This is a genomic window from Aeromonas sp. R5-3 (genome assembly GCF_040908225.1).
Lineage (GTDB): Bacteria > Pseudomonadota > Gammaproteobacteria > Enterobacterales > Aeromonadaceae > Aeromonas > Aeromonas dhakensis.
The window spans coordinates 1-13,279 of sequence record NZ_JBFODH010000027.1 but is presented as its reverse complement, the minus strand read 5'-3'; the positions used below and the strand labels follow the sequence as shown (position 1 = coordinate 13,279).

Sequence of the window (13,279 nt, the reverse complement as noted above, 5' to 3'; positions counted from 1 at the left end):
CAATTCCCGATGGGGCTGGGCAAGACCTATCGGGAACTGACTCTATGGGCCGGGATGATCCCGGCCCATTTGCTCGCTTATACGGTGGCTTCGCGGGTGTAACGCTTGGCTTTGTATTGCGGGTTCATCAGGTTCTCGATGGAGAGGATTTCGTCCAGCTGTTCGGCGGTCAGCAGGCCGCGTTCCAGCACGACTTCACGGACGTTCTTGCCGGTCTGTGCACAGATCTTGCCGACGATGTCGCCCTCGTGGTGGCCGATGAAGGGGTTCAGGTAGGTCACGATACCGATGGAGTTCAGCACATGGTTCATGCAGATTTCCGGGTTGGCGGTGATGCCTTCCACGCACTTCTCGCGCAGGGAGATGCAGGCCTTTTCCATCAGGCTCAGGGATTCGAACATCGCCTGACCGATCACCGGCTCCATGACGTTCAGCTGCAGCTGACCGGCTTCGGCGGCGAAGGTGATGGTGACGTCGTTGCCGAAGACCTTGAAGCAGGACTGGTTGACCACTTCCGGAATGACCGGGTTGACCTTGGCCGGCATGATGGAGGAGCCAGCCTGCATTTCCGGCAGGTTGATCTCTTTGAGTGCGGTGCGCGGGCCGGAGGAGAGCAGACGCAAGTCGTTACAGATCTTGGAGAGCTTCATCGCCATGCGCTTGATGGCGCCGTGCAGCATCACGTAGGCGCCGCAGTCGGAGGTCGCTTCGATCAGATCTTCAGCCGGCACATAGGCGCGACCGGTGATCTCGGCCAGGCGCTTGATGGCCAGGGCGGAGTACTCGGGCGGGGTGTTGAGGCCGGTACCGATGGCGGTGGCGCCCAGGTTCACTTCCAGCAGCAGCTCCTGGCAACGCTTGATGGACTTGATCTCTTCGCGCAGGGTGACGGCGAAGGCGTGGAACTCCTGACCCAGGGTCATGGGTACCGCGTCCTGCAGCTGGGTACGACCCATCTTCAGGATGTTCTTGAACTCGGCAGCCTTGGCATCGAAAACGGCGATCAGCGCTTCCAGGGCAAACAGGGTGGTGTCGGTGCTGTTCACCACGGCGACGCGGAAACCGGTGGGGTAGGCGTCGTTGGTGGACTGGCACTTGTTGACGTGATCGTTCGGGTTGATGACGTCGTAGCGGCCTTTTTCCAGACCCATCAGCTCGAGGGCGATGTTGGCCAGTACTTCGTTGGTGTTCATGTTGACGGAGGTGCCGGCACCGCCCTGGTAAACGTCGACCGGGAACTGGTCGAAGCATTTGCCGGTGTTCAGCATCAGGTCGCAGGCTTCCACGATCTTGTCTGCAATTTCAGGACGGATGGTGCCCAGCTCGCCGTTTGCCAGCGCGGCGGCCTTCTTGGTCAGCACCATGCCACGGACGAATTCCGGAACGTCAGAAATCTTCTGAGAGCTGATCTTGAAGTTCTCGACGGCGCGCAGGGTGTGTACGCCGTAGTACATGTCGTTGGAAACTTCTTTGGTGCCCAGCAGGTCTTCTTCAATGCGGACGTTCTTGATGTCGCTCATTGTAATGCCTCAGAAATCAGATAAATGGATACGATCCTCACCGAGTGGTCGCGAGTTCCTTACGCACGGTTCATCCTGAAGCACCACACATCGAGTGGGGCGGTTGGAGGCCTTTTTTGCCTCCTTCATTACTGGCGTCGATATTACCCCAATTGAGGTATCTGATATTAGACCTGGATCACTAAATTTGAGACAACCTCAAATAACTTGTGGTCATTAAACAGATATTGCAATCGACCGATTAACTTTGACAGAACAATGACTTCAATCACAGTCCGGCAAGCCGGTTTTTCTGCGGATCCGGCGCTGCGTCACCCTCCGCACTTGAAAAGTGCGCGCTGACCCCCATTTTAATCAACAGGAACCGATATCATGACGGGTTGGCAGCGGCATCGACGGCTGTCTGGTCTGCCGGCGGTTCATTCACATTCACCCGCACTGAGGTTGTTATGGGCAAGTTGTTTCTATTGTTGGTCGGTCTGGTGGTGCTCGAGCTCACCGTGATGATCGAGGTGGGCTCCGTGATCGGCGCCTTGCCGACCGTCGGCCTGCTCATTCTGACGGCGGTGCTGGGCTCCTCTCTGGTGCGCAGCGAAGGGATCAAGACCCTGTTCAACGCGCAGCAGAAGATGCAGCAGGGGGAGATGCCGGGACGTGAGGTGATGGGGGGTATGATGCTGGCGCTGGCCGGTCTGTTGCTGATCATTCCGGGCTTCGTGACCGACTTCTTCGGCATCCTGCTGCTGCAACCCTGGCTGCGCAACAAGCTGGCCGACAAGCTGATCGGCAGCAGCCAGTTCAGAATGCAGATGGGCGGTTTTCAAAGCCGTCAGCAGCCGTTCGACGAGGTGCCTGGCAGTGACCAGCCGGGTCAATCCCAGCGCGGCGGTACCACCATCGAAGGGGAGTTCGAGCGCAAGGAGTAAGCGCTGCGCTCAATCCCGGGCCATCAGGGCTTGCCCTGATGGCACAACTGCTCGAAGCGGTGGCGGGCATACCACCAGGCCAGAGTGCCCGCCGCCAGGTTCGCCAGCAGGATCCCCAGATAAATTCCCTGTTCTCCCCCCAGTTTTGCCCCCAGCCAGGCTCCTGGCAGCAAGAAGACAAACAATCGCAAGCCGTTGAACAGAAAAGAGATGCTGGATGCCCTCACGCCATTCAAGGCGGATGCCAGCAACATCACCATGCCCTGAAAGCCGTAACCGATGGGCACCAGGTGCAGATAGAGCACGATGAGGCGCACCACCTGCGGGTGATCGCTGAACAGATCGGCGATGAAGGGGGCCAGCAGCCAGGTCAGCGCATATACCGCCAGCTGGAACAGCAGGGCGAAGCGCATGCAGAGCTGCAGCGCCGCCTTGGCGCGGGCCGGGTTGCCGGCGCCGCAGTTTTGCGAGATGAAGGGAGCCAGCACCGAGGAGAGCGCCATCATCACGATGAGCAGCAGGGCCTCGACTCTCGAGGCGGCGCCATAGGCGGCCACCACCTCGGTGCCCAGTCCGGCGAAGATGGTCATCAGCACCGCATTGGCCAGCGGGTTGAGCATGTTGGTGAAGGAGGCGGGCACGGCCACGTGCAGCAGGGCGCGCCAGTGGGCCAGCAGCTGCGGGCGCGGGGAGAGGCGCCAGCGCAGCAGGCCCTCGCGGTGGCGCAATATATAGAGGCTGACCAGCATGGCCATCAGCCAGGAGAGGGAGGTGGCGATGGCAGCGCCGCGGATCCCCCACTCGGGAAAGGGGCCTATGCCGAAGATGAGCAGGGGATCCAGCACGCCGTTGACCAGCCCGGCCACCGTCATCACCAGGCTCGGGGTCTTGGTATCGCCGGTGGCCCGGATGGCGGCATTGCCCACCATGGGCAGCACCAGCATGGGGACGGTCAGATACCAGATCAGCATGTAGTCGTAGATGAGGGCGATCAGCGCATCGCTGGCACCGAGCAGCCTGAACAGCGGGTGTATGGTAAGCGCCCCCGCCACGGCGATGAGGGTGACCAGCAGCACCGCCAGGAACAGGTTGTCGGTGGTGATGCGGGCGGCCTCTTCATGCTTGCCCTGGCCGAGGGCATGACCCATCACGGCGGAGAGGCCGGCCCCCAGCCCCATGGCCAGCGAGGTGACCACGAAGGTGACCGGAAAGGTGAAGCTGATGGCGGCCAGTGCCTGGGTGCCCAGCATGCCGATGAAGAAGGTATCGACCAGGTTGAAGGCGAGGATGGCGACGATGCCGAGGATCATGGGGCCCGTCATGCGCAGCAGTACGGACGTCATGGGGGCTGTCAGCAGGGGATTGGGTCGGGTCACGGGCTGGTCTCTGTACATCTGGCGGAGTTCTGGCTGCTGGCAGCACAAACCGGTTTCCTGACCGGGACTCGGGCGATCCATCGAAGACCTTCATAGTACGTGAAAATATTTTTTTTGTATTTGCCCTTGAAGGGTTAACAAACGTACCCCACATCGGAGACATATCTAATTTGGCCAGGAATGGCCATTCCTCAAAGCAACACAGAGACTCATTTTGGGAGAGTTATCGATGAAAATTCGTCCACTGCACGACCGCGTCATCATCAAGCGCATCGAAGCTGAAGCCAAATCCGCTGGCGGCATTGTCTTGACTGGTACGGCGGCCCAGAAGTCCACCCGTGGTGAAGTTCTTGCCGTGGGGACTGGCCGAATTCTGGATAATGGCGACGTCAAAGCCCTCGCCGTCAAGGTTGGTGACAAGGTGATCTTCAACGAAGGCTACGGTGTGAAGACCGAGAAGCTGGATGGTCAGGACGTGCTGATCCTGTCTGAAACCGACATCCTGGCGATTGTCGAAGAGTAATCCACCCCTTTCCCCCAAGAATTGATTGAAGGACTGAACAAAATGGCAGCTAAAGAAGTCAAGTTTGGCAACGAAGCCCGCATCAAGATGCTGGAAGGCGTCAACATCCTGGCCGATGCCGTCAAGGTGACCCTGGGCCCGAAAGGCCGCAACGTGGTGCTGGACAAATCTTTCGGCGCTCCGACCATCACCAAGGATGGCGTCTCCGTCGCTCGCGAAATCGAACTGGAAGACAAGTTCCAGAACATGGGCGCCCAGATGGTCAAGGAAGTCGCTTCCAAGGCCAACGACGCCGCCGGTGATGGTACCACCACCGCGACCGTACTGGCCCAGGCCATCGTCAACGAAGGCCTGAAGGCCGTTGCCGCCGGTATGAACCCGATGGATCTGAAGCGCGGTATCGACAAGGCTGTGGTAGCCGCCGTTGCCGAGCTGCAAGCGCTGTCTCAGCCCTGCGCAGACAACAACGCCATTGCTCAGGTAGGCACCATCTCCGCCAACTCCGACGAGAAAGTCGGCAAGCTGATTGCCGAAGCCATGGATAAAGTGGGCCGTGACGGCGTCATCACTGTAGAAGACGGTCAGGGTCTGGAAGACGAGCTGGCCGTGGTTGAAGGTATGCAGTTCGACCGTGGCTACCTCTCCCCGTACTTCGTCAACAAGCCGGAAACCGGTGCCGTCGAGCTGGACGACCCCTTCATCCTGCTGGTTGACAAGAAAATCTCCAACATCCGCGAAATGCTGCCGGTGCTGGAAGGCGTGGCCAAGGCTGGCAAGCCGCTGATCATCGTCGCCGAAGACGTTGAAGGTGAAGCGCTGGCGACTCTGGTGGTCAACACCATGCGTGGCATCGTGAAAGTGGCTGCCGTCAAGGCGCCGGGCTTCGGTGACCGTCGCAAGGCCATGCTGCAGGATATCGCCATCCTGACTGGCGGTACCGTGATCTCCGAAGAAGTGGGCATGGAGCTGGAAAAAGCGACTCTGGAAGACCTGGGCCGTGCCAAGCGCATCGTCATCACCAAAGAGAACACTACCATCATCGATGGCGTGGGTGACGCAGGCCTGATCGAGAGCCGTGTAGCCCAGATCCGTCAGCAGATCGAAGAGACCTCTTCCGATTACGACCGTGAGAAGCTGCAAGAGCGCGTAGCCAAACTGGCTGGCGGCGTTGCGGTGATCAAGGTGGGTGCTGCCACTGAAGTCGAGATGAAAGAGAAGAAAGCACGCGTTGACGATGCCCTGCACGCGACTCGCGCTGCGGTGGAAGAAGGCGTGGTTGCCGGTGGTGGTGTGGCGCTGGTGCGCGTTGCTGCCAAACTGACCGGTCTGCGTGGCGACAACGAAGACCAGAACGTGGGTATCAAGGTTGCCCTGCGCGCCATGGAAGCTCCGCTGCGTCAAATCGTCATCAACGCCGGTGAAGAGGCCTCCGTCATCGCCAACGCGGTGAAGAACGGCGAAGGCAACTATGGCTACAACGCCTACACCGAACAGTACGGCGACATGCTGGCCATGGGCATCCTGGATCCGACCAAGGTGACCCGTTCTGCCCTGCAGTTTGCCTCTTCCGTTGCCGGTCTGATGATCACCACCGAGTGCATGGTCTCCGAGCTGCCGAAGAAAGATACCCCTGCCATGCCTGACATGGGCGGCATGGGTGGCATGGGCATGATGTAATTCAGCCTGGGTTACCAAACGGCTCGCTTTTGCGAGCCGTTTTTTTTATGGCGACTAGACTGAGTCTATTGTCAGTGACTTTATCCGAGGTGAACATGCGTGTACTGGGTTTGATTTCATTACTGTTTTCTCTGGCCATGCCGGCAATGGCGCTGGAAACGCCGCAAGGTCCCGTCATCCTGAAGGTGACCGGCAATGTACAACCGGCGGAAGCGACCGAAGGGGTGGTCTCCTTCGATCTGGCGATGCTCAAAGCCTTGCCGCAGCACGAGATCGTGACCGCCAACCCCTGGGTCGACAAGCCGCACAAATATGTGGGCCCCAAGCTGGCCGATCTGCTGGCCGCCGTCGGTGCGGATGGCAAGGCGATCACCTTGACCGCATTGAACAGTTTTCAGATCAGGCTCAACTGGGATAAGGTCAAGCAATACGACCCGATTCTGGCCTGGCAAGATGATGGGGTCACCATGCGGGTACGGAATAAGGGACCACTTTGGTTTATCCTACCGCTGGATCAATATCCCGAGCTGAAACGCTCGGAGTTTACCGACATGATGATTTGGCAATTGAATGCCATTGATATTCAGCATTGATGTAGTGGCTTCTGGGAGCACGAGTGAAAGCAAAGACCAAGGCGTGGCCTTTACTCATCGTTCTTTATCTATCCATCCTGCTGTTCACCGGGAGCACTCTGTATTGCCTCGCACAAATACAGAATGCGACCCGGGTGATGGAGAAGTATACCTATGACGTCTCCTGGGCCCTGATGCAGTTGCAACTGGAGTTGGGGCGCTTCCTCAACTCCGTCGAGATTTACCATTATGGTGGTATCGATCACGATACCCTGATGTTGCGCTACGACATCCTCTGGAGCCGCACCCCCATCCTGCTCAGCGGCCAGTTGCGTCAGAGCATGAAGGACAAGCAGAAGACCCTGCGGCTTGTGCAGTTGATCGAAAGCAATATCCGCGAGATGGAGCCCAACATCACCAACCTGAAGTCGGGAACGCCGGATTATCAGCAGATCATGATGCGGCTGTCGCCTCTGCAGGAACCGCTCTCCTATTCCCTCGCCTCCGTGATGCAGAAGAACATCAACGTCTATTCGGGCAATGACAAGCGCTTCGGCCAGTTGCGCAATGCCCTGCTGTTCATGGTATCCGGGCTGGTGTTGTCGGTGATGCTGCTGAGCGGCCTGCTGATCCGCGAGGCGCGCCGCCATTTCAGAGTGGCACGGATAGATCCCCTGACCGGGCTCTCCAATCGTCTGGCCCTGCTTGAGAAGATGGAATCCTACGCCAGCAAGGAGATGCCGTTTGGTCTGGTGCTGGTGGACATCAATGACTTTCGCGACATCAACAGCAAGTTCGGTTACAACACCGGTGACTTCCTGTTGCAGGAGCTGGCGAAACGGATGCGCGGCCTGTGTGAAAACGGTGAGTGGGTGGCCAGGCTTGGCGGTGACCAGTTCGCCATGATCCAGCGCGAGAGCAGTGATCTGCGTCAGGTGAGGGAGCTAGTAGCCCGTCTGCTGCACGCGCTCAAGCAGGACATCATCATCGACAACTATCCATTCCGGCTGGAGGTGGGCATCGGCATCGCCTTCTTCCCGATGGACAGCAAACAGGCCCAGGAACTGCTCAGCCGGGCCGAACAGGCACTGTTCCACAGTCGCAAGACCCATGTGCCGTACGTCATCTACGACAGCTCGCTGCTCAATGAGACGGCGCGTCGCAAGCATCTGGCCAGCGACATGATCATGGCGCTGGAGCACAATGCGCTCGAGCTCTACTACCAGCCCATCGTCAACCTGGAAAGCGGCCGCTGCGAGGCGGTCGAGGCCCTGCTGCGCTGGCGTCACCCTGAGCTTGGTTTCATCCCGCCCAACGAGGTGATCCAGGTCGCCGAAGAGTTTCAGCTGGCCGAAAAGCTGGGGAGCTGGGTGCTGAACACCGCCTGTGAGCAGCTCTATCAATGGCAGCAGCTGGGCCTGGTGGATCTGCAGATGTGCGTGAACATCTCTCCCGGCATGTATCAGCGCAACCTGTTGAAACTGGTGGCCAAGGCGCTGATGGACCACCATATCCCGGCTGCCAGCCTGGTGCTGGAAGTGACGGAAGACACTACCATGCGCGAGGTGAAAAACTCCCTGCAGCTGATGCAGGATCTCAACCAGCAAGGGGTACAGCTGGCGCTGGATGACTTCGGGACGGGCTACTCGTCCCTCAGTTATCTGCAGAAACTGCCGGTCAGCAAGGTGAAGATCGATCGCTCTTTCATTCAGGGGATCGATACCTCCATCGAAGCGTCCGAGCTGGTCGCCAACATCTGCCGGATGGGCTCCATGCTGGGCAAGAGTCTGGTGTGCGAAGGGATTGAAACCCAGGCCCAGCTAGATGTGCTGCGCACCTTGACCGACATCCATCTCTATGGTCAGGGTTATCTGTTCAGCCGTCCCGAGCAGGCGGAGAAGGTCTATCAGACCCTGCTGGAGATGGAAGAGGAGTGGCTGGAGCGGCGTCAGCCCGACAAGGCGTATTTAATTTAGCCAAAGTGCTCATGTCTGGCCTAAGATGGCCGATAGTCTTAGGGCAGGAGGTACACCATGGATATATCTAGTTCTGCATCTGCGTCATTTGGTTCTGCATTGATGACGGCCAGCCTGGCCAAGAAACAGCAGACCCAAGAAGGTGAATCTGCATTGAAACTGCTGCAAACAGCGGCTCAATCAGCACCGGTTGCACCGACATCGGCCAACGCTTCTCTGGGAAGTAAAATCGATATTCGCGTCTGACCCTAACGAAAAAGCCCCCATCTAGTCGATGGGGGCTTTTTTATGTCTGCGATATCGCAATGTCTCTCTTGGCTCAGACCGGAAAAGGGGCTGGTGCCTCGAAGGTCATCCGTTCGCCGCTGCGGGGGTGGCTGATGGTCAGGCTGGCCGCATGCAGATAAAGGTGCGGTGCCGCCGCCAGCGCATCCGGATGGGCGTAGAGGTTATCGCCGAGGATGGGATGACCCAGCTCCAGCATATGGACCCGTAGCTGATGGGAGCGACCGGTAATGGGGGTCAGCTTGATCAGGCTGTTGCCATTTTCTACCTTCAGCTTCTGCCACAAGGTCAGGGCGTGACGCCCCTCCTCAAAGTCCACCTTCTGCTTCGGGCGGTTGGGCCAGTCGACGCAGAGCGGCAGATCCACTTCACCCGCATCCAGTTCCGGCTCGCCCCACACCCAGGCCAGATAGTGTTTCTCGGTTTCCCGCTCGCGAAATTGCCGGCTCAGCTCCCGGTGAGAGTTGGGATTGAGGGGGATCACCAGCACACCTGTGGTCGCCATGTCGAGACGATGGGCTGCCGCCGCCTTGGGGTGCTGTTGTTTCACCCGATAGAGCACGCTGTCTTCATTCTCGGGGCCGCGCCCGGGGACGCTCAGCAGGCCAGTGGGCTTGTTGACCACCATGATGTCCTTGTCCTTGAACAGGATATCGAGCCAGGGTTCCAGGGGCGGTGAGTATACAAACATAGCGTCTCGCATCTTTGGTCAAAGCGGGGGCAAGCCCCCATCAGTTTTGGATTACCACGATAAAAGTGCATGGCAGCCAACTCGCGTTGGGTCTGGTTGTTATCAACCAGACGATGCCTGCACCGTTGTATCAGTTATGGGTAACCACGATAAAAAGTGCATGGCATCCAACTCGCGTTGGGTCTGGTCGTTATAAACCAGACGATGCTTTCACCGTTTTATCAGTTATGGGTAACCACGATAAAAAGTGCATGGCATCCAACTCGCGTTGGGTCTGGTCGTTATCAACCAGACGATGCCTTCACCGTTTTATCAGTTATGGGTGACCACGATAAAGCGGATGGCATCCAGCTTGAGTTGGGTCTGGTCGATCAGGTGGTGCAATTCTGCCTGCAGATTGCGCAGATAATCCAGTTCGCTGTCGCGCACGTTCGGGTTGACTGCCTTGAGCGCCTCCAGACGATCGAGATCCTGCTGCAGAGTTTGCGCCATCTGAGTACGGGCCTGGTCGACAATATTTGCCTTCAGTCCTTCGGCAATCGCCTGACCCTGGCCAATCAGACCGTGGATCACCGGCTGGGAAGCGGTGACCAGCTTGCTGCCCAGGTGGCGGTTGACCGGCGTCAGCTGGCGGTTGAAGGCATCGAAAGCCACCTTCTCGCCCAGGTTGTTGCCGTTCTTGTCCATCAGCAGCCGGATCGGGGTCGGCGGCATGAAGCGGTAGAGCTGGGGATGGGCCGCAGACTCGGCGACGAAGATCAGCTCCAGCAGGATGGAACCGACCGGCAACGCCTTGTTCTTGAGCAGAGCCACCGAGGTGGCACCGATCTCGGAGCCGAGGATCAGGTCGATACCGCCGCGCATCATGGGGTGATCCCAGGAGAGGAACGACATGTCGTCCCGCGACAGGGCGGTGGTGCGATCGAAGGTGATGGTCATGCCGTCTTGCGGCAGCCCCGGGAAGCTCGGTACCAGCATGTGATCGCCCGGCATCAGCACCAGCGCGTTCTCGCCGCGATCATCCTGATTGACGCCGATCTCGTCGAACATCTTGAGGGCGAAGGAGATCATGCCGGTGTCGTCATCTTCGGCGGCCAGCTTCTCGACCAGCTGCTGGGCGGCTTCGCCACCGCTGGAGTGGATCTCCAGCAGACGATCGCGGCCCTTTTCCAGTTTGGCCTTGAGGGGCTCGTGCAACTCGCGGGTGCGGGTCAGCAGTGCTTCGAGGGGCGCCTGCTCACCAGTGTTGGCTGCCAGCAGCTCGAACAGCTCGTCACGCACCGCTTCAAACACCGGGCGGGCGGTCGGGCAGGTCTGCTCGAACGCATCGAGGCCATCGTGATACCAGAGCTGCAGGGTGCGCTGGGAGGTGCCCTCCAGATAGGGAACGTGGATCTCGACAGTGTTCTGCTGGCCGATGCGATCGAGACGGCCGATACGTTGCTCCAGCAGATCCGGGTTGAGGGGCAGATCGAACAGCACCAGATGGCTGGCAAACTGGAAGTTGCGACCCTCGGAACCGATCTCGGAGCAGAGCAGCACCTGGGCGCCCCCCTCAGCTTGAGCGAAATAGGCGGACGCCTTGTCCCGCTCGAGGATGGACATCCCCTCGTGGAAGACGGCTGCGCGGATCCCCTCGCGGGTACGCACGGCCTCTTCCAGCGCGATGGCGGTGGCCGCTTCGGAGCAGATCACCAGTATCTTCTGCTGACGGGCAGAGATCAGCAACTCAAGCAGCCAGTCGACGCGCGGGTCAAACTGGGTCCAGCTGGCGTTGTCGCCTTCAAACTGCTGGAAGATCTTCTCGGGATAGAGGTAGCGCAGGGCACGGGTCTGCAGATCGCCGCCGTTGCCACCCATCATGCCCATCACCTTGATGGCGGTCTTGTACTGCTCCGGCAACGGCATGGGGTAGACGTTGAGATGACGCTCGGGGAAGCCCTGAATGTTGGCGCGGCTGTTGCGAAACAGCACGCGGCCGGTGCCGTGCTGATCCAGCAGCTTGGCGACTGCCTGCTGACGGGCGGCCGCATCAGTGAGATCCAGACCATCCAGCTGGCCTGCCAGGGTCTGTTTGGCTGCTTCGCTCAGGGCCTCACCATCCAGCAACTCCTGGGCGGCACTGGCGACTTGGCCATAGGCTTGCTCCTCGGCGAGGAAGGCCTCGTAGTCGTAGAAGCGCTCGGGGTCGAGCAGGCGCAGACGGGCAAAGTGGCTCTGGTGGCCCAGCTGGTCCGGAGTCGCGGTCAGCAGCAGCACGCCTGGCACCTGTTCGGCCAGCGCTTCCACCATTTCATAGGCACGGCTCGGCGCCTCCTCGCTCCACTCCAGGTGATGTGCCTCGTCGACGACCAGCAGATCCCATTCGGCTTCCAGCAACTGCTCGAAGCGGCGGCGTTTCTTGCGCAGGAAATCGAGGCTGCAGATCACCAGCTGTTCGGTTTCGAAGGGGTTTTCCGCATCGGCAAAGGCCTCGATGCAGCGCTCCTCGTCAAACAGGGAGAAGTGCAGGTTGAAGCGGCGCAGCATTTCGACCAGCCACTGGTGCTGGAGCGTTTCGGGCAGCAGGATCAACACGCGATGGGCGCGGCCGGAGAGCAGTTGCTGATGAATGATCATGCCCGCTTCAATGGTCTTGCCGAGGCCCACCTCGTCGGCCAGCAGTACGCGCGGGGCATAACGGTGGCCTACTTCATGGGCGATATAGAGTTGGTGCGGGATCAGGCTGACCCGGCCACCGGCCAGACCGCGGGTCGGATTGCGACGACGCTTGTGCTGGTTGACCAGCGCTTCGTAGCGCAGGGTAAAGCGGGACATCCGGTCGATCTGGCCGGCGAACAGGCGATCCTGTGGCTTGTTGAACTTGATGAAGTTGTTGAGAAACACTTCCTTGAGGGCAACCGGCTCATCATTGTCGGTGCGAACACCTACATATATAAGCAGGCCATCTTTCTCCTGCACTTCATCGACCATCATGGTCCAGTCTTCGTGACTGGTTATCTGATCGCCCACATTGAAGCTGACCCGGGTCACCGGCGCCTCTTCTTTGGCATACATGCGGTTTTCACCGGTAGCCGGAAACAACAGGGTAACCATGCGTCCTTCAACAGCAACGACAGTTCCCAACCCCAGATCCGTCTCTGTATCACTAATCCAACGCTGGCCAAGTGCAAAAGGCATTAAACTCTCCAAAGCCCAAGAGTGTGTGAATCGCAAAGGGGCGCTATGTTACCCGAAGGCGTGAGCGTGATCACCATGGATATGGCGATGGTGGCAGCCATTTCATCCTGCTGTTGATCCGGCTCTTGTCCTGCATGATTGAAGATAGATGGCGTTGACTACGGGCGAGGAAATTGCTGGATTAAGCGACGCCTTGATTGATTGTTGAGCGGTTGAGCGATTTCTTCGAATTTAATGCGAATTGTCGCTTGCAAGCGTGATCTAGATCTCTATAATGCGCCTCCATCGACACGGCAAGCGGCAACGCAAACAGCCGAGTCGATAGCCTCGAAAAGCCTTTGCAAATAAGGATTGACTCGAGAAGGCGGTTGAGTAGAATGCCACTCCCGCAGCAGCCAAAAGCTGCGTCGCTCTTTAACAATTTGAATCAAGCAATCTGTGTGGGCACTCACAGCATCGAGCATCAAAAACAATTTTTGATTTTCAATGTCTGATGAAGTGACCAAAGCAACTTTTAAGTTGCAGCAGTTAATTCAGCAATTCATTGAGCCGC

Annotated in this window: 10 protein-coding genes; 6 read left to right on the top strand and 4 right to left on the bottom strand. The window is 58.6% G+C overall.

Going from position 1 to position 13,279, the window contains the following annotated elements:
• Positions 1–77: 77 nt before the first annotated feature.
• Positions 78–1,520, bottom strand: coding sequence for an aspartate ammonia-lyase (gene aspA / locus AB5Y95_RS18560; RefSeq protein WP_368161792.1), 1,443 nt, complete (start codon positions 1,518–1,520; stop codon positions 78–80).
• Positions 1,521–1,969: 449 nt separating this feature from the next.
• Here aspA and AB5Y95_RS18555 point away from each other — a divergent pair, with 449 nt between their 5' ends.
• Positions 1,970–2,446, top strand: coding sequence for an FxsA family protein (locus AB5Y95_RS18555; RefSeq protein ID WP_005309509.1), 477 nt, complete (start codon positions 1,970–1,972; stop codon positions 2,444–2,446).
• A 23-nt stretch (positions 2,447–2,469) separates the two neighbouring features.
• Here the strand turns inward: AB5Y95_RS18555 and AB5Y95_RS18550 are convergent, their stop codons facing one another.
• Positions 2,470–3,870, bottom strand: a complete 1,401-nt coding sequence (locus AB5Y95_RS18550) for an MATE family efflux transporter (RefSeq protein ID WP_019839813.1) — start codon at positions 3,868–3,870, stop codon at positions 2,470–2,472.
• 181 nt (positions 3,871–4,051) lie between these two features.
• Between AB5Y95_RS18550 and AB5Y95_RS18545 the strand changes: the two genes are divergently transcribed.
• The 5 genes from AB5Y95_RS18545 (at position 4,052) to AB5Y95_RS18525 (ending at position 8,816) form a co-directional block, all read left to right on the top strand.
• Positions 4,052–4,345, top strand: a complete 294-nt coding sequence (locus AB5Y95_RS18545) for a co-chaperone GroES (RefSeq protein ID WP_005309514.1) — start codon at positions 4,052–4,054, stop codon at positions 4,343–4,345.
• 42 nt (positions 4,346–4,387) lie between these two features.
• Positions 4,388–6,022 carry a chaperonin GroEL gene (gene groL / locus AB5Y95_RS18540; RefSeq protein ID WP_005309517.1) on the top strand — a complete coding sequence of 545 codons (1,635 nt, stop codon included), beginning with the start codon at positions 4,388–4,390 and terminating at the stop codon, positions 6,020–6,022.
• A 95-nt stretch (positions 6,023–6,117) separates the two neighbouring features.
• Entirely contained in the window at positions 6,118–6,615 is a 498-nt protein-coding gene (locus AB5Y95_RS18535) for a hypothetical protein (RefSeq protein ID WP_005309520.1), read from the top strand.
• 23 nt (positions 6,616–6,638) lie between these two features.
• Positions 6,639–8,570, top strand: coding sequence for a bifunctional diguanylate cyclase/phosphodiesterase (locus tag AB5Y95_RS18530; RefSeq protein WP_324039908.1), 1,932 nt, complete (start codon positions 6,639–6,641; stop codon positions 8,568–8,570).
• A 57-nt stretch (positions 8,571–8,627) separates the two neighbouring features.
• Complete coding sequence (locus AB5Y95_RS18525) at positions 8,628–8,816, top strand: hypothetical protein (protein WP_080628999.1); 189 nt, start codon at positions 8,628–8,630, stop codon at positions 8,814–8,816.
• 73 nt (positions 8,817–8,889) lie between these two features.
• Here the strand turns inward: AB5Y95_RS18525 and rluA are convergent, their stop codons facing one another.
• A complete protein-coding gene (rluA, locus tag AB5Y95_RS18520) occupies positions 8,890–9,546 on the bottom strand; it encodes a bifunctional tRNA pseudouridine(32) synthase/23S rRNA pseudouridine(746) synthase RluA (RefSeq protein ID WP_368161791.1) in 657 nt (218 codons plus the stop codon).
• A gap of 312 nt (positions 9,547–9,858) precedes the next feature.
• Positions 9,859–12,726 carry an RNA polymerase-associated protein RapA gene (gene rapA, locus AB5Y95_RS18515; protein WP_368161790.1) on the bottom strand — a complete coding sequence of 956 codons (2,868 nt, stop codon included), beginning with the start codon at positions 12,724–12,726 and terminating at the stop codon, positions 9,859–9,861.
• Positions 12,727–13,279 lie beyond the last annotated feature (553 nt).

What these genes read in the sequence shown, in the direction of transcription:
- aspA (WP_368161792.1), bottom strand. Translation starts at nt 1,520, where the DNA reads ATGAGCGACATCAAGAACGTCCGCATTGAAGAAGACCTGCTGGGCACC.
- AB5Y95_RS18555 (WP_005309509.1), top strand. Translation starts at nt 1,970, where the DNA reads ATGGGCAAGTTGTTTCTATTGTTGGTCGGTCTGGTGGTGCTCGAGCTC.
- AB5Y95_RS18545 (WP_005309514.1), top strand. Translation starts at nt 4,052, where the DNA reads ATGAAAATTCGTCCACTGCACGACCGCGTCATCATCAAGCGCATCGAA.
- groL (WP_005309517.1), top strand. Translation starts at nt 4,388, where the DNA reads ATGGCAGCTAAAGAAGTCAAGTTTGGCAACGAAGCCCGCATCAAGATG.
- AB5Y95_RS18535 (WP_005309520.1), top strand. Translation starts at nt 6,118, where the DNA reads ATGCGTGTACTGGGTTTGATTTCATTACTGTTTTCTCTGGCCATGCCG.
- AB5Y95_RS18525 (WP_080628999.1), top strand. Translation starts at nt 8,628, where the DNA reads ATGGATATATCTAGTTCTGCATCTGCGTCATTTGGTTCTGCATTGATG.
- rluA (WP_368161791.1), bottom strand. Translation starts at nt 9,546, where the DNA reads ATGTTTGTATACTCACCGCCCCTGGAACCCTGGCTCGATATCCTGTTC.
- rapA (WP_368161790.1), bottom strand. Translation starts at nt 12,726, where the DNA reads ATGCCTTTTGCACTTGGCCAGCGTTGGATTAGTGATACAGAGACGGAT.